This is a genomic window from Neorhizobium petrolearium (genome assembly GCF_029854435.1).
GTDB classification, from domain to species: domain Bacteria; phylum Pseudomonadota; class Alphaproteobacteria; order Rhizobiales; family Rhizobiaceae; genus Neorhizobium; species Neorhizobium petrolearium.
Map to the genome: position 1 here is coordinate 2,922,790 of NZ_CP123000.1, position 26,115 is coordinate 2,948,904.

Below are 26,115 nucleotides of genomic sequence, written 5' to 3' on the forward strand. Positions count from 1 at the left end.
GCCGACGAGGCTGGCACAAACGTCAATAGGATCGATGCCACCTGTCAGCCGCATCAAGTCGGCCGACCAGCACCCAACGCAAACCACAAATCCCCATAGACCGGAAAACTGCCCTCTCCATCCCGCGGGTTCTTTCTCTGGAGGCTTTCGGGCGCCGGCCCGGCGCCAGGCCAACACGTGGATAACCGGCATCCGAAACCCACAATAGCGGACATGGCACCGCCCCCTCCAACAGCCTGGTCATGCTTGTTTAACTGGAGCTATATTGGCTGCGTTGACCAGCTTGCTGGCTCGTCATTCTTGTCGGAAGAAGCGGCTGCCGCCGTAGGATGCACTTTCCCGGGGGCGTGGTGGGCCGGAGCATAGATCGCGTAAACCTGCATTGGCGTCGCCCCAATATTGGTAATGTTGTGCCAGGTCCCCGCTGGAACCAGGACGCACCAGCCCTCTGAAACTTCTTTATCAAAGGTCAGTTCGTCCTTCGCTACCCCCATCTGCACTCGGCCGCGGCCAGCGTCGAGGCGCAGAAACTGATCGGTCTCCGGATGCACTTCAAGGCCGATGTCGCCGCCGACGGGGATCGACATCAATGTCACTTGCAGATAACGCCCGCTCCAGGCGACACAACGGTAGTTTGTATTTGCCTTCGTCGCGCGTTCGATGTCGAACGATTGCGGCTGCGGCCCAATGTCTTTGATCTTGTCAGTAGTGTTGGCCATGGTTGATTGCCTCCTTGAGATTGCGGCGGTTCACTTCCTAGTCGGCTCTCTGAGACCTCACCGTTGGCTGTCCGGGAAGCCCTGCCTACGTCAAGCTGAAATCGCCTGCCGTCCTGTCAGGCTGTCTATTTCGATTCGGAAATAGAGATGCGCGCCCTCGTAGGCCAACGGCTGTGGACTTGGCTTCAATGCTCCGAGCTCCCGCCAATCATTACGAACCTGAAACAGTTCCCAGGCGTGCTGCCTTCCGCAAATTTCTGACGCCACGGCGCAGATTCCGGTCAAGTATGTCCGCTTCCAAACTCCGGGAATGCGCCGCTTACCGTCCGTACCATCTCGCGCGTCACACGAGTTTCTAAATGCGGCCCATCAGGAGAAGCACGATGAGAACGATGAGTATGATACCGATCACGCCCACCCCACCATGTCCATAGCCGTACCCGTAGCCGCCGAAGCGGCCTGAAAAGCCTCCCGCCAAGAAGATGACGAGCAGAATTATTAAGATCAAGCCAATAGACATATTCTGTCCTTTCCGATGAAAGAAGTTACTATTTCTTTCGAATTGAAAGTCCCTGGTCATCCACAGTGATATCCACACCACTGGTGGTCTTTTGTTCCTGATAGTAAAAATAACTTAGCGCGGTTACGACCACAACGAGCGCGCCGATGATTAAGTAAAGTATGTTGCGATTCATGCGCGTTCCCCCGTGAATAGGTATCCAGCGACGGCCCGCCCTGCCAGAGCGCAGTGGGTTAGCAGGGATTGACCTAATCGATCACCACTTCTGCGAGTTGTACCAGTCGTCGATTTCCTTTTGCGCCTGGTCTTTCGCGTAGCCATACCGCTCCTGAATCTTTCCCTCCAACTGATCACGACGCCCGGAGATCACGTCCAGATCATCGTCCGTGAGCTTGCCCCACTGTTCCTTTGCCTTGCCCTTGATTTGCTTCCAATTGCCTTCGACACGGTTCCAGTCCATTGCAATCTCCCTTTACGGCTTCATGCCGTCGAAGTCATCCTCCACCCTGCCCCGAATACCGCCTTGTTTCAGATCAAGTTTAGTCGCGACTTTCTGTTGAAGAAGCGGGAATTATTCCCGCTTCTTCAACGTGCAGGGTTCAAGCCACATACAATCCCTGGTAGAGGCCATCCTTGCTTCAAAGATACCGCCGACTGTCCGAGCCTTTGATTGCACAGCTTTCAATCATGCCCCTGATCAGGTCGCGTTGAACTGGCGGCCTTCGCCTCAGACCGCCGTCCCCACCAGCGCGCCGATTCCCGCGGTCAGCGCCATTGCAAATGCGCCCCAGAAGGTAACGCGGGCAGTGGCTTTGAGGATATGCGCACCGCCAGCCTTCGCTCCGATTGCGCCAAGCAGGGCAAGAAACAGCAACGACGCGATTGCAACGGAGTAGATCAGCATCGAGGGGGGCGAGAGTACGACCATGAGCAGGGGCATTGCGGCCCCGACCGCGAAGGTGGCAGCCGAGGTCAACGCCGCCTCGATCGGCCGGGCAACCATATGTTCGACGACGCCGAGTTCGTCACGCGAATGCGCGTCGAGGGCGTCGTTGGCAGTCAACTGCACTGCAACCTGTCCCGCCAATTCTGGAGTAAGCCCACGTTTGACGTAAATCTGTGTCAGTTCCTCAAGCTCGGCTTCCGGAAACGTCTCCAGTTCCAGCCGCTCCCGCGCGAGATCGGCCTGCTCAGCGTCCGCCTGCGAACTCACCGACACGTATTCACCGGCGGCCATGGACATCGCGCCTGCGACGAGACCGGCAACGCCAGCCACCAGGATTTGTTGGGTATTGGCGGCGGCCGTGGCGACACCCATGATCAGGCTTGCTGTCGACACGATGCCATCATTCGCGCCCAGCACAGCTGCCCGAAGCCAGCCGATGCGCGACACGAGGTGGTTTTCCCGATGCAGACGGCTCATGATTTCCTGCTGATCGTGCCATCGAGGCGTGCCGCCGCGGCGATCGTGTTCGAGATCGTGCCGTATTTCCGGACGTTCTGGTGCAGCAGTTCCAGTCGCTGATCGCTCTCGTCGGTATCGACAACAAGTTCATAGTCAACCGAAACTATCCTTGGAGGCGCATCCTGCCGGATCGCGTGCAGGCTGACCTCGACGCCGGAAAACCTGAAGTCCAGGATGGGTGTCACGCGCTCGATGCCTTTGATCATGCATGCGGCGATCGCCGCCAGCAGCAATTCGGCCGGGTTGAAGGCATCGGGAGAACCCGCCAGCCCGGTATCCAGCTTGACTTCCGCCATCTTGGCATTGGCCACACTGCCTTCTGCGTCGATTCTGCGGGCCGTAATCCGGTATTCCAGCATGTGGGCTTTCCCCTTCGATGAGCGTGACAGATGGCCGGCGACTGGCACCCTACCACGCGATACTGGGACCCGCTTGACCCTGATCAAGAAGCAGAACGATGTCGCTCGATCGAGGCCGCGCTCGCAAGCCCTGCGGCGCGAATCCCGATCGGGCAGACAAGCAACTCAGCGGGCGGCGCGCCTTTGCCTAGGCTCGATGCGGGGTACGCGCCGTTGGGGTCGCGTCAAACCACAAGTGCGTGAGGCGTTCGGCCACGCGGTGAGGCAATATGCTCGAAAGGCGGGACAGCGTCGCCGCGATTTGCAGTGCCTGCGACACTCGTCCAGCCGGAAGGCGGCCATTCAGCCACATCTCCGCCAGCCGGGCCACGGGTGCGGTGCCCCGCGACACCAGCATGGTTCCCATGGGATATTTGGATGCAACCATAACGTCCATGCGTGTTATAGTGGTATTGTCGAATTTGCTCATTCCGGCTTTTCGGCACGCCTGCCGAGTCATGACTTGCTCCGTGAGTCTTCGGTCCATGAGGGCCATTTCATGCTACAGACGCCTCCAGTGCATCTCGAAGCGGCCAGCACTCTTGCGGTGGTGGTATCATCCATCGAACCATTGCTTTTCCTGTCCGACGATCTGAAGGTCATCGCAGCGAGTGCATCGTTCTGCCGGGCCTTCGAGATCGACCCAGCGTCAGTCCCCGGTATGCGGCTCAGCGATCTTGGAGCTGGGGAATGGGCGATGCCCAGGCTTGAGTCACTTCTCAGGGCCACTGCTTCGGGAAGTGCGAACATCGAGGCTTACGAAATAGACCTCAAGCGACCAGGCAAGAAGACCCGCCAGTTGGTCCTTAATGCGCGAACACTCGACGACGGCGACCTCGAACATATTCGCTTGCTCCTTGCCATAGCCGACGTAACCGACGCCCGCGCCGAAGCCCGGCTCAAAGATGACTTGATCCGTGATAAAGCCATCCTGCTGCAGGAGGTCCAGCACAGGGTCGCAAATAGCCTGCAGATCATTGCAAGCGTTCTAATGCAAAGCGCACGTCGGGTTCAGTCGGACGAAGCGCGCGGGCATCTTCACAACGCACATCACCGGGTGATGTCAATCGCAGCCCTGCAGCAGCAACTCTCAACGTCTCTTGGGGGCACGGTTGAGCTGCGCGCCTACTTTACTCAGCTATCCCGAAGCCTCGGCGCGTCGATGATAGCTGACCCTGAGCGGCTATCGATCAAAGTGACGGTCGATGACAGTGTCGTGGACGCTGATGTTTCCGTGAGCCTGGGCCTAATCGTAACCGAACTCGTAATCAACGCCCTCAAGCATGCCTTTCCAGACAAGGGAATAGGCAAGATCGCGATCGATTATCGATCGTCCGGTAGCGACTGGACGCTTTCCGTTGCGGACAACGGTATCGGCATGCCCGCAGGTAACGATGCACCCAAAGCCGGACTAGGGACTGGTATCGTGGAAGCGCTCGTGAAGAACCTGGACGGCAAAATTGAGTTGAGTGACGCAGGTCCAGGTACCGTGGTCACGATCAGCCATAGGGAAACCACTGACCTCGAAAACGACCTGTCGTCAGCGGTGTAGGAACCGAACGCTATTCAGGAAATTTACTTCGGAACCTAGCGGCTCACCCCTCATGCATCGAGTGAACAATGAAGAACGGCAAACCGGTTGTCCTGGTCGTGGAAGACAGTCCGATGATACGAATGGGTTCCGTCGATCTAGCCCGAATCTCTCAAAGTAAGGGGTGCATCGGGGCCGCGAATCTGAGAAACTGCTTTTGCTACAAAGGCTTATCAGATTCGTAACGGAGCCCCGATGCAAACAGACTGTATCTCCGCGCAGTTGGAATTTAAAGGCTTCGACGGCCACAAAGTCGTCGCTGGTTTTGACGGCGGCGCGATCACCTCGGTTGCCGGTGCGCTGCTGCTTCGCCACGTCGATGCGGCCATCGGGCTGTTCGACCGGGTGGCCGCCTGCTTCGTTGATGGCCGCGATCGCAAGTGCACGGTCCACAGCACGCGCACGCTGGTCGGGCAGCGCATTGCGGCGATCGCGCTGGGCTACGAGGATGTCGATGATCACGACACGCTGCGCCACGACCCGGTGCTTGCGCTGCTGTCGGAGCGTAAGCGCTCATTTCGGCGCGCGTGGTCGTCAATGGAGGTGAAGGGACTGCGGATCAGGCAGCCTGTGTTTTGAAGTTGAATGGCATGAGGTCGTCGATGTCGTCCTCGTCCGGCCGCTGCGGCAGTTCGGTGAGGACGTGCTTGAGCCAGGCGAATGGCTCGACACCGCAGGCACGACATGTCAACATCAGGCTGTAGATGACGGCGCTGGCCTTGGCCCCGTCTACTGTGTCTGAGAAGAGCCAACTCTTTCTGCCAGTTGCAAAAACTCTGATGTCGCGTTCCAATAAATTGTTGTCTATCGGCATTCGGCCATCGTCGGTGTAGCGCGTCAGATATTCCCATTGGTTGAGCGTATAGGAGACGGCATCGCCAAGTTTGGTGTCGGGTACGACCTTCGGCGCGATGTCGTCGAGCCATGCTTTGAGAGCGGCCAGGACCGGGACGCTGTGTTTCTGGCGAAAGCGGCGCATGTGGTCAGGCTGCGTTTCGCCATCATCCGGCTTTTCGTCCCGTGCCTGCCGTTCAATCCGGTAAAGCTGGTCGAAGAACTTGAGGGCCTGCGCCGGTGGCCCTCCTGGCTTTTCCCTGACCTTGAGAGCATTGACAAAGCGCCGCCGGGCATGGGCCATGCATCCGATATGGGTGGCCTTCTTCAATGTCCGCCAGGCCTGATAGCCGTCGGTCATGAGGATGCCGCGATAGTCGCCAAGGAAGGTCTGCGGATGCACCTGCCCACGACCGGGCTGATAATCAAACAACACAATCGGCTCGTCGCTGTCCTGGCTGCTTCGATATGCCCACATGTAAGACTCGTCGGTCGCTTTCCTGTCCTTTTCCTTCAGGACTTGCACCGTGGTCTCGTCGCCATGGATGAGGGGCTGGGACCGGAGCCGCAGTTTCAGCGCGTCATAGATACGAACGAGATGGTTCTCGCTCGACCCGATGACCCAATGGCCGAGAGCGCCACGGCTGACGGGAACGCCCGCACGCTCGAAGGCCTGCGCCAGACGGTAGAGCGGTGTGCCATCGACATATTTATGGACGAGCGCGAAGGCCAGCGTCGAGGCCGTGGCGATGCTGCCGGGCAAGGGCTGCTTCGGCATCGGCGCGATCACAACTGGCGTCTTGATCCCGGTGCGGTCGCAGTGGCGACACGCGTATTTGGCCCGCGCATTCTGCAAAATCGTGGCCTTGATCTCGATATGAAGCTGCTCGGTCACCAACTCGCCCATGCGATGCATCTGATGGCTACAGCACGGGCAGGCTTTCTGATCGTCGGCAAGATCATAGTCGACGCGCTGGCGCGGCAGGTTCGCAGGCAGTGGCTTGCGGCCCGATTTCCTGCGTTCCGGCTGTTCGGCCTGCGGCAATCCCGTGTCTGGAAGATCGACGCTATCCGCCTCGTCATCGAGATCGCGGTCCTCGTCGTTTCCATCAACGGTGCTCTGCTCAGCTTCGTTGAAGATGCGATCCACATGCTTTTCGCTACGCGGTGCAAACCGATGCAAGCGGGCGAGCGCCAGTTCTTCCTCAAGCTTGACGACGCGCTCGGCGAGCTGACGGTTGGCCGCCTGAAGCGCGGCGATTTGCGCCATCAATTCCGCAACGTCAGGAATGCCGGTTGGATTCATCGCATTTTTGAATCTGAACCGCTTCCCTGCGTCAACTGGCCCGCATACCGAATTCACCCGACATATTCATATTGCCGAACCGGGTGGCGGATCATGGCATCGAGATCGATGCCATCGAGAAGCCAGTGCAATTGCTCGGCGTCGAGCGCCAGCACCTTTTCCTCCCGACGGGGCCAGCGGAACCTGTCTTCCGACAGAGCTTTCAATACGAGTACAAAGCCCGAGCGGTCGAAGAACAAAAGCTTCATCCGAGTGCGGCGGCGATTGCAGAAGGCGAACACCGCACGCTCGAACGGATTGTGGCCCATATTCTGCTCGACCAAAATCGCCAGGCCGTTGATCCCGGCACGAAAGTCGATAGGGTCCCGGTGAAGATAGACACGCAGATTGTCGGCCAGCCGGAACATCACAATGCTCCCAACGCTGGGATCATCGCTGACAGAGCCTGCATATCAGCACCTTCAAGCTCAAACCGCACGCCGTTCGGAAGCAATGCCGTCAAGCGTATACGGGCCAATTTCTGCTGAGAGGGCAAAGAGGGCGGCTCCGGCGGGCATATAACAGCCGTCGCCTCAACCACCTCAACGAAGGCTGACGCTGCAACGCTCGCCACCACCGCAGATGCTTTTTCGGAACCCTGCCGCCGCTGACGAAGCCTGATCCAGTTCTGCAACTGATTGGCGTTGATCCCGTGCGCCAATGCAAGCCCTGCTATCGACGCACCCGGTTCAAGCGCAGCATCGATCAAACGATCCTTATCAACCGGATCATACCGCCGCTTCCCGTTGCTCAGAATCCTGACCACCCTAAGCCGCCCCGAAATTCCAACCTCACTCGATGCCATCGTGTCCACTGTGTCCATAGTCCCGCTATGGACACAGACTCGATCACCACGGCATCAATGAAAAGGTGCGGTCTTTTGCGCGCTTACGTCGGAGCAGCTGACGCCGAAGCGGCAAGACTGTACAGTCCTTGCCGGCAAATCCACCTTGAACCGGCTGGAGCACGGCCGCCCCGGCGCGCCAACGCGCTATCACAAGATCGCCTATGACGCCGGGGCTCTGGAAGCGCTGTTCGTGGAGCTGTTCCTGGATGCACACGACAGGCCGCCAGAGGAGATCGTGCTCGACCTCGACGCCACCGATGATCCGCTGCACGGCCATCAGGAAGGGCGGTTCTTCCACGGCTATTATGACGGCTATTGCTATCTGCCGCTCTACATCTTTTGCGGCCGACATCTGCTTTCGGCCAAGCTGCGGCGCTCCAACATCGACGCCAGCGCCGGCGCAGTCGAGGAGGTCGGGCGGATCGTTCAGCAGATCCGCACGCGCTGGCCTGGCGTGCGCATCGTTCTGCGCGCCGATTCTGGCTTTGCCCGCGACGAACTGATGGACTGGTGCGAGACCAGCAACGTCGACTATGTCTTTGGTCTTGCCCGCAACAAGCGGCTGGAAAAGCAGATCGCCGAAGCCCTGGAGGAAGCGCGTCTGGAAGCCGGGACAAGCGGCCAGGCGGCCCGCGTCTTCCGCGACTTCCTGTGGTCGACGAAGGACAGCTGGTCACGGCGACGGCGGGTCGTCGCCAAGGCCGAATGGACGATGGCCGCCCCCAATCCTCGCTTCGTCGTCACCTCGCTGGAAGCGGAATGCTGGGCGGCACAACCGCTTTACGAGGAACTTTACTGCGCGCGCGGCGACATGGAGAACCGCATCAAAGAATGCCAGCTCGATCTCTATGCCGACCGCACCAGCGCCCACACCATGCGCGCCAATCAGTTGCGGCTCTGGTTTGCGTCGTTGGCCTATGTATTGATCGGTGCGCTACGCCGCCTCGGCCTCGCTCATACCCGGCTTGCCGATGCCACCTGCGGCACGATCCGATTGAAGCTGTTGAAGATCGGCGCGCAGGTCCGCGTCTCAGTCCGCCGCATCAAGGTGGCGATGGCTTCGGCCTGCCCCTATGCCGAGGAGTTTGCTCTGGCTCATGCCCGAATATGCGCTGCGGCCCCAGGATGCCGCCGGACCTGAACCCACCCAACAACGAAAAAGGATACATCACCGGCCCAGACAAAACGCCCCACATCGCGGCGACGGCCGCGCGCGTCTTCGGCGGCGAGCCTGGCCCCCACCGCCGCCAACAGTCCAACGTCAACCAACGCCACAGGCGCTGTGAGATATGCGGGCTAGTGCTGTCGGCGGGCTACGAAGCGCAGGCTGGCGATGCCGACGAGGCAATTCGCATCCTTCAGTCGAGAGCCGACATCGATTAAGGTGTTCACCGATGTTCAGATGCCGGGAACAATGGACGGTATCAAATTGTCCCACTACATCCGCGATAGGTGGCCGCCCGTGAAGCTGATCGTCGCATCCGGTGCTGCCATTCTCGAAGAAAGCATACTGCCGGGCGGGAGTCGGTTCTTTTCAAAGCCCTACGACGAATTCACCATCACCGATGGCATTGCAACTGCTTTCGCGCGAGCATCCGCACTTCCCTATTTCATGAATTAGCCCCGTCAAACCAGGTCACAAGAAATAGGCTCGACACCTGGTTGATCAATGGCAGCTTCGGGCCGACTGCGGACGACGATGTCCATTTTGTCTCGGGTAGGAAAAAGCGCAAAAGACGCTTGCTTGACCCGCCGATTAGAGAAGTCGGCCATGCTGACGCCGGTCTGGCGGCTTGGAATGCTTTCCGCCAGTGGTCAGGCAAGGTCCTCAGTTTTTAACCGGCGACCGTCTGCACATGGACAACATTCGCCGGGCGAATTGCGCACCGAGCTGAACAATCGAAATGCTTTTCTTTCAATCATTTAAAATGGCCAATCGGAGAATTCGGATTTTTGTATGGACATCTGAGATTCATCACCTTAAAAAAGCGCTCGTCTTCGCCACGGGAATGCACTGGGCCTTCCAGACTTGAGCATTCCTTAATCTTCGGCCATGTCTCTCCTTTGGAATTATTCCGGAAACAGGGGGAGATATTCGAAAAACAGATGATGGCGCATGTGCCGCTATCGAAGAATCCAACGAATACTCGCCCTGCGGAGCCCTATATTCTCCGGATGTCGAGCCTTAACTTAAGGAGAGCGCCTCCGCTGTTGAGCCGGGGCTTATTTCAAAATGGCTTTTGCAACTGAAAATGACGCGTCGGCTGAGCCGGCTTCGACCAAGATCAGTATTAAGAATGTTTATAAGGTTTTTGGCGAGCGGCCTGAAAAGGCGCTCGACCTGCTGAAGCGGGGCAAAAGCAAATCGGAAATCCTGGCCGAGACGGGGTGCTCGATCGGCGTCAACGATGCCAGCTTCGAGATCAAGGCCGGCGAGATTTTCGTCATCATGGGCCTTTCCGGCTCCGGAAAATCCACACTTTTGCGCTTGCTCAACCGCTTGATCGAGCCAACATCCGGCAAGATTGAAATCGATGGCCGGGATATTACCCGCATGTCGCGCCGCGAATTGATCGAATTGCGCCGACGCGACATCAGCATGGTTTTCCAGTCGTTTGCGCTGCTGCCGAACCGCAATGTTCTCAACAATGCCGCCTTTGGTCTCGAGGTCGCTGGTGTCGGCGAAGCCGAGCGGAGAAAAAAGGCGCTCGCAGCGCTCAAGGCTGTCGGGCTTGACGGTTACAGCGAAAGCCGGCCGGATCAGCTCTCCGGCGGCATGAAGCAGCGCGTCGGATTGGCGCGGGCGCTTGCAAGCGAACCGACGATCCTTTTGATGGACGAGGCGTTTTCCGCCCTCGATCCCCTGATCCGCACGGAAATGCAAGATGAGCTGGTCCGCCTCCAGGCAGAACACAGCCGCACGATCGTTTTCGTCAGCCACGACCTCGACGAAGCGATGCGCATCGGCGACCGCATCTGCATCATGCAAAGCGGCAATGTCGTTCAGGTGGGTACGCCGGACGAGATCGTCCTCAACCCGGCAAACGATTACGTCCGCTCCTTTTTCCGCAACGTCGACGTTTCGCGGGTGTTCAGAGCGGGAGATATCGCCCGCAAGACCCAAGTCACGCTGATCGAGCGCCAGGGCGTCTCTGCGGCGGCGGCATTGGAGCGGATGAAGAACTTCGACCGGGAATTCGCGATCATCGTCGGTCGGGACAAAACCTACCACGGCATCGTAAGCCAGGCATCGCTCGTCGAGAAGATCCGTTTAAAAGCTGCCGATCCTTATCGGAGCGCCTTTCTTTCCGACGTCGAGCCTATCCCTGCCAGCGAACCGTTGTCGAACGTTTTAGGCAAGGTTGCAGGCAGTTCCTGGCCCGTGCCCGTGGTCGATGACGAAAACCGCTATGTCGGTTCCATCAGCAAGTCGGCTCTTCTCGAAACGCTCGACCGCGCAAGCTGACCCTTAAAAAAACGGACAGACAGATGACTTTCGATATCGGCGACGGCGTCGACAGCGCCGTCAATTACATCCTCGACAACTTTGGTCCCCTGCTCGATTTCATTGCGGCGGCGATCGGTCTGGTGACGAACGGCATACAGGATGCCCTTCTGGCTACTCCCATGCCGGTCGGTCTTGCGATTTTCGTCATCCTTTCGCTGTGGCGCGTCGGATTGGGTTTTGCCGTCTTTACCGGCCTGTCGCTTTGGCTGGTGGAGCACATGCAGCTCTGGTCGGCGATGATGGAAACGCTGTCGCTTGTGATTGCCTCAACCCTGGTCGCGATGCTCATCGGCCTGCCCTTAGGCATTGCCATGGCGCGCAGCGATCGGGTCGCAACCATGGTAAGGCCGGTGCTCGATCTGATGCAGACCATGCCAGCCTTCGTGTATCTTATTCCGGCGGCGATGTTTTTCGGCCTTGGCGCGGTGCCCGGCACGATCGCAACGGTCATCTTTTCCATGCCGCCGGTCGTCCGGCTGACCAATCTCGGCATCCGGCAGGTGCATGTCGAATTCATCGAAGCCGGCAACGCCTTCGGCTGCACGGCGTCCCAGCTTCTGTTCAAGGTGCAGTTGCCGAACGCCATGCCCTCGATCATGGCCGGCATCAACCAGACGATCATGCTGTCGCTGTCGATGGTGGTCATCGCCTCGATGATCGGCGCCGGCGGCATCGGCAACACGGTTTTGACCGGTATCCAGCGGCTCGACGTCGGTACCGGCTTCGAGGGCGGTATCGCCGTCGTCATTCTGGCCGTGATCCTCGACCGGATCACGCAGAGCCTCGGAAGAGAGGGCGCGGGTATCTGGCGCGTGCTTTTCCAGAAAACAGCACGACAGGAGGCAGCACAAGCTGCCACCTGATCTCGTGCTGAACCATGGCGGCCCACATGCCGCCGAATGCGAACCTTCAAAAAAGGAGCAGTTATGTTCAAGACACTCGTTACAATGAGCCTCGCGGCCGTTTTGTTTGGCAGCGTGACGACGGCAACGATGGCGCAGGACGCCAAGCCGGTCAAAATCGGCTGGGCGGCATGGTCGGATGCGGAATTCGTCACCAAGCTTGCAGCCAAGCTCATCAAGGACGAGCTTGGTCAGGAGGTCGAACTCGTCCAGACGGACGTCGCCCCCCTTTATCAGGGCGTCAGCCGCGGTGACCTCGACGCCATGATGATGGCCTGGCTGCCGCAGACCCACGCCGATTATTTCGCCAAGATCAAGGACAAGGTCGAAACGCTTGGCACCGTCTATGATGGTGCAAAGCTTGGCTGGGTCGTCCCGAAATACATTCCGGAAGATGCGATCGGCTCGATCGAGGACCTGAAGAAGGCTGACGTCCAGGAGAGGCTGAAAGGGCGTATCGAGGGCATCGATCCGGGTGCAGGACTGACCCGCCTGTCCGAAAAGGCGATCAAGGACTACGGCCTGGACGATTATAAGCTGCAGATTTCCAGCGAGGCAGGAATGCTGACCACCGTCGATCGCGCCATGCGTTCGGAAGGATGGTTCGTGGCAACCTCCTGGAGCCCGCACTGGATGTTCGGCAAATACGAGCTGCGCTACATCGACGACCCGAAGAAATCTCTCGGTGAAGCGGAGCATGTCGACGTTCTGGCGCGCAAGGGCTTCAAGGAGGACAACCCGAAAGTCGCCGACTTCCTGTCACGCATGAAGCTGCCGCTCCCTGATCTCGAAAGCGCGATGTTCAACGCCCAGGAGACCTCCTACGACAAGGCGGTCGAGAAATACATCACGGACCATCCGGATCAGGTCAAGGTCTGGCTGGGCAAGGACGAAGGCTAAGCCATTCACGGGGCTTCGCGGCGAAAGCGTTTGCGAAGCCCGCTTCACATTTAGGGAAGTTTGACAATGTACGATGGACAGATCGTTTCGGCATTTGCCACGGACGATACAATCGGCGGGCGAATCTCGCTCGCGCGCGACGCACTGAACATGTCGATCGAAGACGCATCCCGGATTGTCGGGGTCACATCAGAAACCTGGCAGAACTGGGAAAATGACCGGTCAGACCCAAGAGCCAACCTCCTCGACAGGATCGCTGGAGCCCTAAAGGTGAGTCTCGCATGGTTGCTCAGCGGAAGGGGAACAGGCCCAGTTTGGGAAGACTTGAGCTTCGACGAAGCCGGTGAGAGATACCTGCTGCACTGAGCTGCAGACTCAAAAGGGGCATCAGTCATCATTGTTTTCTTTTCAGGTGATGCGTTTTATGCACCTGCAAAAGCTCGCTGAAAGGGCGCGTCTTGAACATGGGCGGCGCGGCCGTGATCCCTACGCGTTTTTCACGGCGCTGATTGCCCGTAAGCGGTCAGCCGATGGCGTGGGACTTGAAGTTCCAGGGCATGAGCGCCTCGATTTCAGATACGGGCCAGCCTTGAGCGATGCGGTTCAAGGTCTGGGAGAGCCAGTCAAGCGGATCGACGTTGTTCATCTTGGCTGTCTGCAAGAGGGTGGCGACCGTCGCCCAAGTGCGTCCACCACCCTCGCTGCCGGCGAATAGACTGTTCTTTCTCGTAATTGTTTGGGGCCTGATCGCGCGCTCGACGATATTGGAGTCAATTTCGATCCGGCCGTCCGTCAGGAAGCGCTCCAGTGCTTCGCGCCGGGTGAGCGCGTAGCGGATCGCTTCGGCGGTCTTGGACTTGCCAGAGACCTTGCCCAGTTCCTTTTCCCAAAGATCAAAGAGGCCGGAGACGATGGTTACAGATTTTTCCTGACGCAGCATGGAACGGCTGTCGGCATCCCGACCGCGGACCTCATCCTCAATGCGCCACAGCTCGATCATCGCGATGATCGTGTCCGTTGCAGCCTTTGAGACACCACTGATGTGGAGGTCGTAAAACTTGCGGCGTAGATGCGCCCAGCACCCTGCGAGCCGGATCGTTTCATTGCTGCCGGCCTTGGCACGCGTCTTGGCGAGATTGGTATAGGCCGAGTAGCCGTCTACCTGCAGGATGCCGCCAAATCCGGCGAGATGACGCGCCACGCAATCAGCGCCCCTGCTGTCCTCAAACCGATAGGCCACCATCGGCGGGCTGGTTCCGCCATAGGGTCTATCATCGCGAGCATAAGCCCAAAGCCAGGCCTTCGTCGTTTTCCCCGAACCGGGCGCAAGAGTGGGCAAGGTCGTTTCGTCGGCGAAGACCCTTTCGCCCTCCTTGACGCGCTCAAGGATGTAGTCGGCGCATATCTGCAGTTCGAAGCCCAGATGCCCCATCCATTGGGCCATCAGTGATCGGCTGATCTCGACACCGTCGCGTAGATAGATTGCCTCCTGCCGGTAGAGCGGAAGGCCGTCGGCGTATTTGGAGACGGCGATATAGGCGAGCAGCCGCTCCGTCGGCAGGCCACTTTCGATGATGTGTGCCGGTGCCAAAGCCTGGAGCACGCCATCGTTGCCCCGGAAGGCATATTTGGGGCGACGCGTCACGATGACCCGGAACTTCGGCGGCACGACATCCAGTCGTTCCGAGCGATCCTCACCGATCAGGACCTTTTCCAGCCCCTCGCAGCCGGCCGGGATCTCCGGCTCGATCACTTCCTCGATGCGTTCGAGATGAGCGGCAAAACCCTTGCGCGGACGTGGTGCTCGTTTCGGCTTGTCTTTGGCCGCATGATCAAGCTCGCTCTGGATTGCCGAAAGGCCGGTCTCGACTTCCTCGAAGGCAAAGGACACCTGTTCGTCGTTGACGCCAAGCCGCAATCGCTCGGAACGGGTGCCATGTTGGGTGCGCTGCAGAACCTTCAGGATCGATGTGAGGTTGGCAATCCGCTCGTTGGCACTCTTCTCCACCGCCTCCAGCCGCGCGATCTCAGCTTCAGCGGCCTTCAGCCGGACTTCTTTCGCAGCCTGCTCGCGCGCCAGCGCGAGAACCATCGCTTTCAGCGCGTCAACGTCGTCCGGCAGGTCGTGAGGGGGCAAATCCATGGGAAGGATTAGAGCACAAAAACAGCCGTTTTCCCAACCATTACAGCGGCATGATTCATCTTGCCGCAGGCGCGGTCAGCCCGTCAACAAGGGTCGCCTGACCTTGTTCGGGCGGATCTTTTTCCAATCCATTCCGGCCAGCAACGCCATCAGCTGAGAATGGTCCAGACGTATCCGTGCCGCCGATATGCCCGGCCAGCAGAAGCCTTGATCTTCCAAGGTTTTCGAATAGAGGCAGACACCGCTGCCATCCCACCAGACAATACGAATACGATCGGCACAGTGCGCTTCATAATGCATCCCTCCATCAGATTCCGGGCAACCGGATGACTTTATCGTATTGATAATCTTCATAAAACTTCGGGCGTCGATCGATGACACCCTGCACCCCTATCCGGACGGCTTCCGAGGATAATGCTTCGACGGGAACCATCCACGGTGAGCCGGGAAGGATTTGCGTTGCAGGTAAAATTCCTCTCTGCACCAGGCTTTTGGCCGATCCGACGCAAATACCGAGTTTCTCCGCCGCTTTCATCAAGCTGATCATCGGTACGTCCACTTTGGTGGCATCATATTCGGGAATTCCCAGGCGCTCGCGCATGTCACGAACACGCACGGTCGTCCAGCTCTCGCCATCACCTGTCTTGCAAAGCATCCGATTGAGGGATACCGCGAGTTCCCGATCTGGCCAATGCCCACCCAGCTTCCGTAACGCTTCGACGGCCGATGGTGCGAGCTCGGCAGGATATCTTCCGGTCTTGACGCGCGCCACACGCACCTCTGTGTGCCGACCACCGGTCCAATGGATTAATAGCACCGCCTCATTGGTCGCATCATCGAGATCGCAAATAATCTCCTGAACCAGGATGTGGATGAGCCGCTGCTTCGTTCGCGTCTCCGTCGAGGGCGCATTCCATACGGTCGGCAAATCCTGAGCAAGCTGGAGGAGGCGGCCACGATCGATGACAGGGCGTGCTGCTGACAGCGCGGATAGGTCTTTGATCTTGCGCTCAAGCAAGCCTACTCGCTCCAGGGCATCATTCCATCGGGCCTCCAGTTCGCGTGCAACATGCCGCTTGGCCGGGTCCACGAGCTCGTACCTGCGACTGGCCAGCAGCGCTTCGTAGCGTGCGCCTTCGAGGTCCCGCTCGATTGCCGCAATAACATCTCTTTGGGACCGCTCGACTTGATCCGAAGCGAAGATCGCCGCTTCGACGGCACGATCCGACACCGCTTCTAAAATCTGCATCGCAACGGCGCGGTCGACCCTGACGCCGCCAATGCCTATACAAAGACCGACACCCACATGAGCATCGTCGCCGCGGCATTGATAGCGATGCGCGTTGCCTTTTGCGCTGCCGTAGAAGACGCGCATCATTCGGCCGCAGCGACCGCATCGCATCAGTCCGGTCAACAGCGCACGGCCGCCACGCGCTGACTTGCGATCGCAATTCTTCTTCATGTGTGCGTTCTCAGTCAGAAGCTTGTAGTTCTCTTCATACTCACGCCAACTGATATAGCCTTGATGATTGTCGCGCAGCAGCACGCTCCACTCATCCCTTGGCTTGCGCACCCCTGTGGCTTTGCGAGCGCGGCCATCGATGATCCGCGTTCGCTGCGCGCGTCTTCCGAAGGCATAGGCACCCGCGTAGAGTGGATTGTGGAGGATCTGCATGACGCTGTGATAGGCCGGCGCTTTCCAAACAAGTTTGCAGACGTCGACATTGCGCAGGACGACCGGCATCTTGATATCGGCCGACCGCAGCCACAAAAAAACCTGTCGTCCACTTCCCAGTTCCCGGAATTTGGCAAAAACGAGCCTGATCGTTTCGGCCACATGTTCGTCCGGATCAATCTCGATCTTACCCACCTCGCTCCAGCACAAGCCCGGCGGCAGCATGAACCGCAATTCCCCACGTCCTGCCTTGGAATCACGCGCGGCGATGCCGCGCTGGCGCATTGAACTAAGCTCATACTCCGACATCGTGCCTTTTAATCCGAGCAGCAGGCGATCGTTGACGAGCCGGGGATCATAGGCGCCATCCGGATCGATGACCAATGTTCCGGCGAGTGCGCAAAGGTCGATCAGATGATGCCAGTCCCTGCCATTGCGCGCCAGACGCGATGCCTCGATGCAATAGACCGCTCCCACATCGCCGGAGCAGACCTGTGCCACAAGCCGTTCGAATCCGGGCCGCTCCATGCTACCTGAGCCGGAGCGACCGAGATCGTCATCGATGACAGTCACCGATGCAAAGCCAGTCGTTGCGGCAGCTCCAGCCAGATCATACTGCCGGCGCTGACTTTCGAGATTGCCGGTGACCTGAGTCATTGTGGATTGCCGGACATAGACCACAGCGGCGCGGCGAAGATGGTCAGGCGTGATCTTCGTGTTCATCAACGCCTCCCGTCTTCGTCATTCTGTTCGCTTCCAGAGCTTCCAGCAGAAGATCCGCCAGCGCTTCCACCAACCCTTTGACGTTCTTGACCGCTGGAACCTGAAGATTTTTGCGCTCCAACTGCAGAACGAGTTGGTCGCGATTTTGATGTCGCCTGCTTCGCATCATCCTTCTCCTTCTTCCTCGAAGGACGGGATTTTGCGCCTCTTGAGCGAGTCGCGCCGAACGATGCGAGCGTCACTGCCAGCTCGTCGAGACCGGCGATGCTGATCTCGGGTGGCCCAAGCGTCATACCGCTGCAGTAGCTCTCGTCGAACATCCAATTCGGCAGTTCATGGGATAGATCGGGCCGCTTGTCCGTATAGATGGACATCAGGCTCTTGCCGCGCCGATACGGCGAAACCCGCACCTCGCTCCTAAACAGCGGATGCCACGGATAGGCGATCGTCGCGAAACGAAAACCGTATGCAGAATGTCGGTCGTTGGTTGCGACGCCACTCATAAAGCTGCGAGGGATCCAAGCCTTCAGACCGGGCAACCGCCGAGACATTCGCCCCAGGCTGTAGCGTCGCGGCGACGATCCGCGCCTTTTCGTCATCCGACCAGGCACGCGGCTTGCGTCGTCTTCGCACGGGCTCCGCGGTCAAAATCTCAAAGGTTCGAGGGTGATTCACACTGTCGCTCATAGAATTCTCCGCATGACTCATGCAGAAAATCGCCGATCAGCAGTACGAAAGATACGTGGGGTGGTCTACGCGCTTACGATTGCCCCACGTTTTTCGTTCGTGTATCGAGCCAAGGCATCCATAGGAGAAGCCGGTGGCTATAAAACTTGTTCAATTGCGTGATTATCGAGATGACAATGGGAATACCGTCCGGACTGGGGCTAATGTAAAATTCCCGGCAAGCGCTCTCTGGCTGAAAGAGCGCAATGCGCACGTCGAAATCGGGAACGACGTCTCGCTTCCTCATTGTCAGATAGAAGTCGGCAGGAACTCGAAATTGATCATTGGCGATGGCTGTCGGCTCAGTGGAAAGATCACTGTTGGTCTCAATAGCCGTGTTGAAATCGGCACGGGCCTGAACGCGACAGGAAATGTCCTAATTCGAGCGGTCGAGAGTACATCAGTCGATGTCGGTAACGATTGTCTTTTTGGCTCAGACATTGTCATTCGCACAGCAGATGGCCACCCGGTTTATGACGCCTTTACTCGCGAAAGAATAAACAAATCCCGATCGATATCGATTGGCAATCATGTCTGGCTGGCTGATCGCGTTGTAATTCTGAAAGGCGTCACCATTGGCAATGCGTCAGCAGTAGGAATCGGCAGCGTCGTGACCAAGAGCGTCGGATCAAACTGCGTCGCCGCCGGCAACCCAGCACGTATCGTGAGAACGGGCGTCACATGGGAGTTAGGATTATCCGACCGCACCGAGGAATTTTACCTATCACCCGAGCAATAGCCTCGTGCACGTTCTGCGACGACTAATTTGCGACGGCCAACACTCGAGTATGCGGAGATGCGCTTGAGATAATGTCGACGCACGAGTTGCCCGTGATGAATCGGTAATGCGTCATTGGGTTTACGGATCTTTCAATCGTCCGTTCGTTTGCCCTCCAGAAAGCGGCATCCGATACAACGTAACCGAAGTGATGCTGCAGTATACCGCTTGTCTGCTCGTCCTCCAGATCGAGGAGTGGCAGATCGTCGACGATTCTCATTATCTCGATCTTCTGGAAAGCGATACGGAGATTGCTCCTCGTTTTGGCGCAGATATACTCCACAAAGCTTTGCGCCGGCGTCCATAGTGAACGAGCCAACTCAAGATCAAGCGCGCTAAAGCGAGGTTCTATTTCCATCGGGACATAGCTAGGCACGTCACGACCTCCTCATCAACAGATGTCCCCTCTTATAACTTCCGGAACAAAACAACGCCCGTCATCGAGTGATCCTGATCGTAATAGAACCCGGATTTCGAGAGACAATCGAACACCGATTTCACTCCTGCCGGACCGATAACCGGCTGATGCAATTCGAGCAGGATCTTCTTTACCGGCGGCATCGGCATGCCATCGAACAGCCCCACTTCACCGCCTTCGATGTCACATACGATCATGGTCGGCCGGAAATCATAGATTACATCCGCCAGGTCAAAGACCGGAACCATGACCTCCTTGGCATTTTTCTCTCCCTCTTTTTTTGAGAGGGATGATCCCCAAAAGTCATTCCTGACGTAAAACGGCATTTCATTCGCTGATGATCCGCGTAGCAACACGCCTGTACGTACATCCACGTTATCCACCGAATTCAGTCGGTGGGTCGCCGCAATCACGCTGGCGAGCGCAGGATTAGCCTCGTAGGCCCTGACCGCCTCGGTCTTCTTATTTCGCGCGGCGATTGTCGAAATAAAACCAAGTCCAGCACCTAACTCGAGGACCCTCTCGCCATCGTCAATAATTTTATCAAGGATCTTTCCCTCGCGCGATTCGTATCGCCCTTCTTTCAAGAACCTCAGAACCGTATCCGAAACGGCCGCTTCGGGAACGGCGATCTTGACTCCTAGATGCTCTACGTATTCTGGCCTGCTCATGTTTCTGCCCTTCCCATCGGGGGTATCCCTTGGTAACTGAGGGCACGTATACCGATCAGACAGCACGAGGGGAAGCTTGAGCATGCCAGATTTTCGGACCCCGCTGATTACAGCGATTATCCCTGTCCGGTTATCCAAGGATCAGCTTTACGACGAGCCAGAGCGCATTCGGCGAATCATTGCGACGCTACCGGCAGCATATGTGCCGCTCATCGTTGACTACGGCACTCCGAGCGAACGAAAAGACGAGCTTTCCGCAATATCCCATGAAACGGGCACAAAACTGGTGCGTGTCGAAACAGGAAGAGAACCGTTCAGCATAGGTCGCGCCAGAGACATCGGGACCCAGCATGCCACTACACCATTGGTAGTTTACCACGATATCGATTTCCTACTCTCTCGAGAAAGCTATGAGAGGGTCATTTACGAAGCCAGGTTGCGCGGGATGCCGGAAAACGCATATCAATTCTTCGCAATCCCAGGCGCTTATCTGACCGAAGAATTCACCAAGAAGTATCTCGATTTGCACTCCGATGGCGACGGCACATTTGCCGACCTGATGGTCCATGACGGCGTGATGCGGAACGATAAGACCGTATTCTCGGTCAACACTTACGCGATATCTGCCATTGTGGCTAACAGATATCACTTGTTGGCGATCGGCGGCCACGATCAGAGCTTCGCTGGGCACGGCGCAGAAGATTTCGAACTTATGCACCGGCTCACTTCTTACAACCATCGAGGACCAAGAACGCGTGATTATTACAAAAATACCAGGAACAACTCGATTCAGAGCTACGAAGGTTTCCGTGCATATTATGCGTTGTACGGAATCGATGTTTTCCAGCGCGGTATTATTATCTCCCATCTATGGCATCCACGCCGCATGGACTTTGGCTATGTAGGCACGGACAATCAGTCACGAGTCTCGCGGATTATGCAGGACTACGACAAGGGTCACACGTCACTGCCCCCATTGATGGATGAAACATCGTCCGAATACACCTTGGCCCTAATAAGGCCGGGAACTTCTCCCGCGCGATCTCTGCGGCACGTGCTCCCTGCGCTTGGCCGCTTCAAATGCATTCCCGACGATCAGTTCGAGGACGGTGATAGCCTGCTCAATTTCGTTAGAGATGAGGGAATCTCTCGCATTCTTTTCCTTAATCCCTACGGGAACGAGCATCGTTTATCGCTTTATCGGGCGACTAGGGCAAGTGGTGTGCGGTTTGTCACTTATGACCGCGGGTCATTGAATGACAGTTGGTTCTTCGACCCCAAGGGGTTCCTTGCTGACAGTGAGTCGTATGCCCCAGAATATTGGGATAAGCCACTCGACACCGAAGATCGGGATCGGACTCTGCAATTCATCGATCAGATGCGATTAAGCAATGAAACACTCGAGAAGAATGGCTACCGCATCGGGGCCGAGCATCTCAGACAGTCTCTTGGCGTTGGAGACCGGAAAGTCGTCTTTGTTGCTCTTCAGCGACCATCAGATACCGCGACAGTCTATTTTTCTGGGCCATGCCAGAACGCAGCCGAATTCAATAACTGGATTGCTCACATGGCGGCCGGCATAGATCCTCGCCGCTATGTGGTCGTCGCGAAAAAACATCCTCTGGAGACCGAGCGGCCCAACATTCCGGGCGTGGTTTTTGTTGATGACAATACTCACATCAATGATCTGATCGATTTGGCCAATAAAGTGGTCGTAATTAACTCTGGAACAGGCATTATTGCCGCCGCTTACGGAAAGCCGGTCATCTGCTGCGGAGACTCTTTTTATGCCCACCGCGGAATTGCGCAATCCGCAATATCGGCTGGACAGTTACTCACGATGGCGCAATCTGACATTCCACGCGACGAAGAACGCGTGATACGTTTCCTCAAGTATCTGATCTTTGACTTCTATTCCTTTGGAAAAGCGGAATATATCGAAAAGATCCAAGACGACGGCTCGCTACGGCGCGTCTCGCGCAAGACTGTCTATTCAGTCATTCGAGGCCTAAGTGAGCAACCGATTCATCTTGGCCCCCCCCCATCGGGCGTTTCGCTTGACGCTCCGCTTTTTTACTCATTCGGTGGGCGCACCGGCATAACTGGCAAACCGGCAAAAGCAAGCTCTTCCCCTGCGAATGCAGTAACAACGTCACCCGCAGAAAAGCTTGCACCGACTGGATTGCGGGCCGCCACGATGGTGATTGTTCGACCATTCGTCGCCAGGATAGGTAATAAGCAGGATGTTCGCGATTTTAACGCCGACCCGGCCGCATTCTTCGCTAACCTGAAAAACCCATGGTATCGCGGAATTGGTGCCATCCTGTTCCCGCGCTAGGCGGCGATGATGGCGCGGTCCAAAAGCCTCAAGAGGCTTCTCTGATTGGGGCCATTGTGGTCAAGCCGCTCCTGCACGTTCTTCAACCTTTCCGCGGGTTGCTCGCTTCCATTCGCGCCCGGCGTTTGGACTTCCGCATGAGTGCGTCCGACTTCTTTCCAAAGCTCAACCAGGTTGCGTCGACCCACACGCGGTGTAGGACGACGGCCACCGCCGCGTGTGCCCGCGCCATGCCGCGGCATCTGGCGATAGGGGTAGTGTGCCGAAGGTTCTGCAAATTCACTGAGGGGCGGCCATGACAGGCTGATGATGTTCAACGTCACCTGGTTCCCTGGAAGGAACGCCACCATGACCAGGACTGAAGGTAAGACAGCCAGCGCCGCCGCCAAAGACATTTTGCTTTCGGACCCCGATGGGCGACAACGTAAAGAATCTTTCGCACTCCTTGTGAGGCGACGACTCCCTGACGAAGTATTTCTGGACATAAGACGACTCCTTCTCATGTATCCGCGGGTGGACCATTGGCTTGTCGAGAAGTCCTGTCCCGGGCTGCGCATGCATCGATCCCTCGTCACTCATACAGCCACGGCATTTCTTGCTTTACCTCGGACATCCATTCATCGTCCCATCTCGTAATTTAACGAAAAAGGTTATAAACTTATCCCACGGAAATTAATAAAATTGATTAATTTTTTACTATATAACACTGATAAATAACAGTTTTTATCAAAAGAAAAGCCGAGGAACGGAAAGGTTGCAGTATCTCCAAAACTCAAGAATATAACAAATTACGTAACCTTCCCTAGATCAGCGCAAGAAACTGCGATATGCTCGCCGTCGCATTTGCCAAACATCGAGGTCGAGGCTGAAAATGCCATCAAAGAGCAGCGATCGAGATGCACCAACGGTTGAGGTTTACTCATATGGGCCAGCAGCAAAGAGTAAAATGCATCTCCGTCCGTGTTACGGCAAATGAGCTTACAGCGATAGCGCGAACCGCGGCGCAGGCGCAAACGACCGTGACTGATTTTGTTCGCTCCGTGGCGCTCGACCGTGCCGGGGTTCATCCGTTCTATTCCGAGGAAGATCGTCTGCTTCTTCTCTTTTTACGCGATGAGCTCAAGCGGGAGGGGCTGAACCTCACTCGCCTGTTGATCGCCCTCAACCGCGATGAACGGTTTGCCGAAGCGTCTTGCAAGCAAGAAGTACTCGGCATGCAGCGTGTGATCGCGGCTTTGTGCGTGGAGTTGTCCGCTCATACGAAAAGACTGACGACACATCCAGGGAAGAGTTGAAATGCAACCGATCTATCACCGCTTAGCAGAGGAGTGGCTTGGTCAGCGCGAGACCCTCCTGCCGGAGATTTCGAAAAGAAAGGAATTGCTTGAGGACGATTGGCGCCGGCGCGCACGAGCAAGTCTTGCTCCTCAGGCACCGGAACAAGCCGGAATGAATGCCGGTAGCCATGCCGGGCGCTTACCGCATGGAAGATTTGATTGCAGCGATGAACGGGACATGAGGCAACGTTTTGTCAGCCTCGCCTCCGGAGCCCAGCCTGCGGTCGTCAAGGTGGCCGGCTTTGGCGGCGGCATCGGGGCCAGAAAGCTCGTTGACTATGTGTCACGCGGCGGCGAGGTCAAAATCGAGAATGAGCGTGGCGAAACACTAACGGGCGGCCACGCACCGAATATTACCGTGAGAGATTGGGAGCCCCTCCTCAGTAATCGAAAGGCGAGCCAGGACCTCGGACTGTTCGAAATCGAAGTTTCCTGGCAGGCTTCGCACAGGCCACCTGAGGATGCTGGCTTACAGATTGCCAGATATGCCTTCAAAGACAGATCATTTGCGTTCACGGTGACCCAGGCCCCACAATCCGTGCGCATAGAAGGATTGGTCGTGCTTCTGTCTCCGACAGAAGGCCGTCTTACAGCCGATCGTCGGGCGAGCGGGGCGATAACCGGGCGACTGAAAGAAACGCTGTCGCGAGAGGCTGAAACGGTAAGCGTCCAGTTCACCGGTCATGGTCACGGCGTTCGGTTTGGGACAAAACGGCTTCGAGATCTCGTTGAGAAGCATCCTGATCAGGTTCACGACGAGCGCGGCAGACCGGTTGCTGACGTCAGTGCGGCAAATGAGCTTGTCCGTCGACGGTGGCGGGACAACCTCGGAAGCAGCCGGCCGCGGGATACGCTGCATCTTATCATATCGGCGAGCAGTGGAACGGACGCCGCACGGTTTCAGGACACTGTCCGGGCCTTCCTCGCCGAAGAATTCAAGGGACACCGGTATATATTTGCAGTGCATGATCCGATGCGAGATCCGAGGCCGCAGCGTGAGGGGGGAAAAAGACCCCACATCCACGCGCATGCCGTCATTACGACAGTGTCAGACTACGGTGATCGGTTGAAGACTTGGGTTACCGATCTTCGGCGCTGGCGCTTGAGCCTTGCGGAAAATGCCCGTGCCAACGGCATCAATATGGAGATGACCGACCGCCGTGAAACGGTGACAGCACCTGCATATACGAACCATCACGTTCGACCTGTCAGCTATGTCGGCCGCACGAAGCATGAGGGTACGAGTTTCAGCGCACAACGCCGTTACGATTATAAACGCTTGGAGGTTCCACATCTCGCCGGCGGCGAGCGCAGCCGAGACTATCGCGCAATGGCTCGACGGAACTGGCAGGCGTTGGCCAGCCAGGGCTATAGCGAGACAGTCCAACAATTCGCGAAATCGACCCTTTTTCGGTTTGAGGTAGCCGATCGACGATCATCAAATAGACGGTCGGAATCCGTCAGACAATTACCGCTCACGTCTGATCGGACTGCTGGAGCGGCGCAGAGGCTTCACTCCGAGGCGAACCCAAGCGGAGAACCCCAGCGCGGAAACAGGAAAGCGATGGCAAGTGCTGCCGAGAGGTCCAAGCAAGATCTGCGGGATCTTGAACGGAAACTGGCCGAGGGAAACGATCGCAGCGTCTCTGAACCAATTCGAGGACCCCGTCCGCCAGCGCCACGCCACATGCCGGAACAAAAGAAGCATGCGAGAGAAGCGGCCGATCAGCACTACACCGGAGAACGATCTGATACCGCCGCCGCTGCGCCGGAAAGTCGCAGTCTCGCCGAGGTCGCGACGTCGGTCTTCAGAGCGTTCGGGCGCCTGAGAGAAGCAGCGATCCGGTCGAAACATGACGAGCATGACCGTGCGGTGCTCAGATCGGAAATAAGACAAACTATGCAAGAAAGAATATTAAAATCAGCGGAAATCCCAGGGAGCGGTAGAATTCACGACTGGTCTACCATTGAAAGCCATGCCGATCGAAGCTCTGCGACGCAGGGGGCAGAAGCCGGCAGAGCTACTGCCGTACCTGCTTGGCAATTGGAACAGAAACGCGAGAGCGGTGATCGGCAACTTGATGTTTCAACAATATCAGAGCTTCAGAATTTACGGGCTAGCCGGGAACGGGATCGTGATAATGACCGAGACGAGTACGAGAGGTGACTTCGCTCATGGGAGCCGATGACCTTCGAAGCCAGCCTTCCAATGTTTCGCCAACCTTCAGCGCTTGCGTCCTTGACGGCGGATAGTCCGAGGTGAATGTTGACTGCCAA

At 57.3% G+C, this 26,115-nt stretch carries 23 protein-coding genes and 3 pseudogenes; 12 read left to right on the plus strand and 14 right to left on the minus strand.

Annotated features, from left to right (window positions below):
* Positions 1-260: 260 nt before the first annotated feature.
* The 5 genes from QEO92_RS14475 to QEO92_RS14495 all read right to left on the minus strand — a co-directional run bounded on the left by QEO92_RS14475 (position 261) and on the right by QEO92_RS14495 (position 3,063).
* The gene (locus QEO92_RS14475; RefSeq protein WP_227703522.1) at positions 261-719 is read right to left on the minus strand and encodes a cupin domain-containing protein; all 459 of its coding nucleotides are present in this window, start codon (positions 717-719) and stop codon (positions 261-263) included.
* Between the two features lie 355 nt (positions 720-1,074).
* Positions 1,075-1,239 (minus strand): DUF3309 family protein, encoded by a 165-nt coding sequence (locus tag QEO92_RS14480; RefSeq protein WP_210058083.1) that lies wholly within the window; start codon positions 1,237-1,239, stop codon positions 1,075-1,077.
* A gap of 256 nt (positions 1,240-1,495) precedes the next feature.
* The gene (locus tag QEO92_RS14485; RefSeq protein ID WP_210058084.1) at positions 1,496-1,699 is read right to left on the minus strand and encodes a CsbD family protein; all 204 of its coding nucleotides are present in this window, start codon (positions 1,697-1,699) and stop codon (positions 1,496-1,498) included.
* 267 nt (positions 1,700-1,966) lie between these two features.
* A complete protein-coding gene (locus QEO92_RS14490; protein ID WP_227703523.1) occupies positions 1,967-2,662 on the minus strand; it encodes a VIT1/CCC1 transporter family protein in 696 nt (231 codons plus the stop codon).
* Positions 2,659-3,063, minus strand: a complete 405-nt coding sequence (locus QEO92_RS14495) for an OsmC family protein (protein ID WP_227703524.1) — start codon at positions 3,061-3,063, stop codon at positions 2,659-2,661. The genes QEO92_RS14490 and QEO92_RS14495 overlap by 4 nt, the downstream gene beginning before the upstream one ends.
* Before the next feature lie 538 nt (positions 3,064-3,601).
* On the opposite strand from QEO92_RS14495, the gene QEO92_RS14500 reads away from it, so the two are divergent.
* Positions 3,602-4,654, plus strand: coding sequence for a sensor histidine kinase (locus QEO92_RS14500; protein WP_227703525.1), 1,053 nt, complete (start codon positions 3,602-3,604; stop codon positions 4,652-4,654).
* Between the two features lie 234 nt (positions 4,655-4,888).
* Positions 4,889-5,200 (plus strand): annotated as a pseudogene (locus QEO92_RS14505) (transposase); the annotation flags it as partial.
* A 52-nt stretch (positions 5,201-5,252) separates the two neighbouring features.
* Here QEO92_RS14505 and tnpC (QEO92_RS14510) read toward each other — a convergent pair.
* From tnpC (QEO92_RS14510) to tnpA, 3 genes are read right to left on the minus strand one after another with little or no spacing between them, the layout of a single operon-like run.
* On the minus strand, positions 5,253-6,833 hold the full coding sequence (tnpC, locus tag QEO92_RS14510; RefSeq protein WP_227703526.1) for an IS66 family transposase: 1,581 nt from the start codon (positions 6,831-6,833) through the stop codon (positions 5,253-5,255).
* A gap of 53 nt (positions 6,834-6,886) precedes the next feature.
* Positions 6,887-7,240 (minus strand): IS66 family insertion sequence element accessory protein TnpB, encoded by a 354-nt coding sequence (gene tnpB, locus QEO92_RS14515; protein ID WP_210058911.1) that lies wholly within the window; start codon positions 7,238-7,240, stop codon positions 6,887-6,889.
* A complete protein-coding gene (gene tnpA, locus QEO92_RS14520) occupies positions 7,240-7,638 on the minus strand; it encodes an IS66-like element accessory protein TnpA (protein WP_227703527.1) in 399 nt (132 codons plus the stop codon). Before tnpA ends, tnpB (QEO92_RS14515) begins: the two co-directional genes overlap by 1 nt.
* Before the next feature lie 118 nt (positions 7,639-7,756).
* Between tnpA and QEO92_RS14525 the strand changes: the two are divergent.
* The 6 genes and pseudogenes from QEO92_RS14525 to QEO92_RS14550 form a co-directional block, all read left to right on the plus strand.
* Positions 7,757-8,860 (plus strand): annotated as a pseudogene (locus QEO92_RS14525) (IS1380 family transposase); the annotation flags it as partial.
* A gap of 146 nt (positions 8,861-9,006) precedes the next feature.
* Positions 9,007-9,335: pseudogene (locus QEO92_RS14530) on the plus strand (response regulator).
* A 617-nt stretch (positions 9,336-9,952) separates the two neighbouring features.
* A complete protein-coding gene (gene proV, locus QEO92_RS14535; RefSeq protein WP_227703528.1) occupies positions 9,953-11,185 on the plus strand; it encodes a glycine betaine/L-proline ABC transporter ATP-binding protein ProV in 1,233 nt (410 codons plus the stop codon).
* Between the two features lie 23 nt (positions 11,186-11,208).
* Entirely contained in the window at positions 11,209-12,090 is an 882-nt protein-coding gene (locus QEO92_RS14540; RefSeq protein ID WP_227703529.1) for an ABC transporter permease, read from the plus strand.
* A gap of 63 nt (positions 12,091-12,153) precedes the next feature.
* Complete coding sequence (locus tag QEO92_RS14545) at positions 12,154-13,029, plus strand: glycine betaine ABC transporter substrate-binding protein (RefSeq protein ID WP_227703530.1); 876 nt, start codon at positions 12,154-12,156, stop codon at positions 13,027-13,029.
* Positions 13,030-13,095: 66 nt separating this feature from the next.
* A complete protein-coding gene (locus tag QEO92_RS14550; protein ID WP_210058099.1) occupies positions 13,096-13,395 on the plus strand; it encodes a helix-turn-helix domain-containing protein in 300 nt (99 codons plus the stop codon).
* A 157-nt stretch (positions 13,396-13,552) separates the two neighbouring features.
* On the opposite strand, the gene tnpC (QEO92_RS14555) is transcribed toward QEO92_RS14550, so the two are convergent.
* The 5 genes from tnpC (QEO92_RS14555) to QEO92_RS14575 form a co-directional block, all read right to left on the minus strand.
* Positions 13,553-15,172, minus strand: a complete 1,620-nt coding sequence (tnpC, locus tag QEO92_RS14555; RefSeq protein WP_227703531.1) for an IS66 family transposase — start codon at positions 15,170-15,172, stop codon at positions 13,553-13,555.
* 75 nt (positions 15,173-15,247) lie between these two features.
* Positions 15,248-15,526, minus strand: a complete 279-nt coding sequence (gene tnpB / locus QEO92_RS14560) for a transposase (RefSeq protein WP_227703532.1) — start codon at positions 15,524-15,526, stop codon at positions 15,248-15,250.
* Entirely contained in the window at positions 15,480-17,570 is a 2,091-nt protein-coding gene (locus QEO92_RS14565; RefSeq protein WP_227703533.1) for a recombinase family protein, read from the minus strand. The genes tnpB (QEO92_RS14560) and QEO92_RS14565 overlap by 47 nt, the downstream gene beginning before the upstream one ends.
* Positions 17,570-18,073: a hypothetical protein gene (locus QEO92_RS14570; RefSeq protein WP_227703534.1), complete on the minus strand. Its 504-nt coding sequence runs from the start codon at positions 18,071-18,073 to the stop codon at positions 17,570-17,572. Before QEO92_RS14570 ends, QEO92_RS14565 begins: the two co-directional genes overlap by 1 nt.
* Positions 17,988-18,278 (minus strand): transposase, encoded by a 291-nt coding sequence (locus QEO92_RS14575; RefSeq protein WP_320443027.1) that lies wholly within the window; start codon positions 18,276-18,278, stop codon positions 17,988-17,990. Before QEO92_RS14575 ends, QEO92_RS14570 begins: the two co-directional genes overlap by 86 nt.
* 112 nt (positions 18,279-18,390) lie before the next feature.
* On the opposite strand from QEO92_RS14575, the gene QEO92_RS14580 reads away from it, so the two are divergent.
* Positions 18,391-19,035 carry an acyltransferase gene (locus QEO92_RS14580; protein WP_210059088.1) on the plus strand — a complete coding sequence of 215 codons (645 nt, stop codon included), beginning with the start codon at positions 18,391-18,393 and terminating at the stop codon, positions 19,033-19,035.
* 447 nt (positions 19,036-19,482) lie between these two features.
* Here the strand turns inward: QEO92_RS14580 and QEO92_RS14585 are convergent, their stop codons facing one another.
* Positions 19,483-20,163 carry an FkbM family methyltransferase gene (locus tag QEO92_RS14585; protein WP_210059090.1) on the minus strand — a complete coding sequence of 227 codons (681 nt, stop codon included), beginning with the start codon at positions 20,161-20,163 and terminating at the stop codon, positions 19,483-19,485.
* An 82-nt stretch (positions 20,164-20,245) separates the two neighbouring features.
* Between QEO92_RS14585 and QEO92_RS14590 the strand changes: the two genes are divergently transcribed.
* The 3 genes from QEO92_RS14590 to QEO92_RS14600 all read left to right on the plus strand — a co-directional run bounded on the left by QEO92_RS14590 (position 20,246) and on the right by QEO92_RS14600 (position 26,005).
* On the plus strand, positions 20,246-22,501 hold the full coding sequence (locus tag QEO92_RS14590; RefSeq protein ID WP_210059092.1) for a capsular polysaccharide export protein, LipB/KpsS family: 2,256 nt from the start codon (positions 20,246-20,248) through the stop codon (positions 22,499-22,501).
* Positions 22,502-23,424: 923 nt separating this feature from the next.
* Positions 23,425-23,796, plus strand: a complete 372-nt coding sequence (locus tag QEO92_RS14595) for a plasmid mobilization protein (RefSeq protein WP_210057779.1) — start codon at positions 23,425-23,427, stop codon at positions 23,794-23,796.
* Between the two features lies 1 nt (position 23,797).
* Positions 23,798-26,005, plus strand: coding sequence for a relaxase/mobilization nuclease domain-containing protein (locus tag QEO92_RS14600; protein WP_210057780.1), 2,208 nt, complete (start codon positions 23,798-23,800; stop codon positions 26,003-26,005).
* Positions 26,006-26,115 lie beyond the last annotated feature (110 nt).

Excerpts from the sequence above, each read along its gene's own strand:
- QEO92_RS14500 (WP_227703525.1), top strand. The coding sequence starts at position 3,602 with ATGCTACAGACGCCTCCAGTGCATCTCGAAGCGGCCAGCACTCTTGCG.
- QEO92_RS14585 (WP_210059090.1), bottom strand. The coding sequence starts at position 20,163 with ATGAGCAGGCCAGAATACGTAGAGCATCTAGGAGTCAAGATCGCCGTT.
- QEO92_RS14570 (WP_227703534.1), bottom strand. The coding sequence starts at position 18,073 with ATGAGTGGCGTCGCAACCAACGACCGACATTCTGCATACGGTTTTCGT.
- QEO92_RS14565 (WP_227703533.1), bottom strand. The coding sequence starts at position 17,570 with ATGAACACGAAGATCACGCCTGACCATCTTCGCCGCGCCGCTGTGGTC.
- QEO92_RS14575 (WP_320443027.1), bottom strand. The coding sequence starts at position 18,278 with ATGAGTCATGCGGAGAATTCTATGAGCGACAGTGTGAATCACCCTCGA.
- tnpC (WP_227703526.1), bottom strand. The coding sequence starts at position 6,833 with ATGAATCCAACCGGCATTCCTGACGTTGCGGAATTGATGGCGCAAATC.
- tnpC (WP_227703531.1), bottom strand. The coding sequence starts at position 15,172 with ATGGATTTGCCCCCTCACGACCTGCCGGACGACGTTGACGCGCTGAAA.
- QEO92_RS14590 (WP_210059092.1), top strand. The coding sequence starts at position 20,246 with ATGCCAGATTTTCGGACCCCGCTGATTACAGCGATTATCCCTGTCCGG.
- QEO92_RS14540 (WP_227703529.1), top strand. The coding sequence starts at position 11,209 with ATGACTTTCGATATCGGCGACGGCGTCGACAGCGCCGTCAATTACATC.
- QEO92_RS14475 (WP_227703522.1), bottom strand. The coding sequence starts at position 719 with ATGGCCAACACTACTGACAAGATCAAAGACATTGGGCCGCAGCCGCAA.
- tnpB (WP_210058911.1), bottom strand. The coding sequence starts at position 7,240 with ATGTTCCGGCTGGCCGACAATCTGCGTGTCTATCTTCACCGGGACCCT.
- QEO92_RS14485 (WP_210058084.1), bottom strand. The coding sequence starts at position 1,699 with ATGGACTGGAACCGTGTCGAAGGCAATTGGAAGCAAATCAAGGGCAAG.
- tnpB (WP_227703532.1), bottom strand. The coding sequence starts at position 15,526 with ATGAAGATTATCAATACGATAAAGTCATCCGGTTGCCCGGAATCTGAT.
- QEO92_RS14495 (WP_227703524.1), bottom strand. The coding sequence starts at position 3,063 with ATGCTGGAATACCGGATTACGGCCCGCAGAATCGACGCAGAAGGCAGT.
- QEO92_RS14545 (WP_227703530.1), top strand. The coding sequence starts at position 12,154 with ATGTTCAAGACACTCGTTACAATGAGCCTCGCGGCCGTTTTGTTTGGC.
- QEO92_RS14480 (WP_210058083.1), bottom strand. The coding sequence starts at position 1,239 with ATGTCTATTGGCTTGATCTTAATAATTCTGCTCGTCATCTTCTTGGCG.
- QEO92_RS14600 (WP_210057780.1), top strand. The coding sequence starts at position 23,798 with ATGCAACCGATCTATCACCGCTTAGCAGAGGAGTGGCTTGGTCAGCGC.
- proV (WP_227703528.1), top strand. The coding sequence starts at position 9,953 with ATGGCTTTTGCAACTGAAAATGACGCGTCGGCTGAGCCGGCTTCGACC.
- QEO92_RS14490 (WP_227703523.1), bottom strand. The coding sequence starts at position 2,662 with ATGAGCCGTCTGCATCGGGAAAACCACCTCGTGTCGCGCATCGGCTGG.
- QEO92_RS14550 (WP_210058099.1), top strand. The coding sequence starts at position 13,096 with ATGTACGATGGACAGATCGTTTCGGCATTTGCCACGGACGATACAATC.
- QEO92_RS14595 (WP_210057779.1), top strand. The coding sequence starts at position 23,425 with ATGGGCCAGCAGCAAAGAGTAAAATGCATCTCCGTCCGTGTTACGGCA.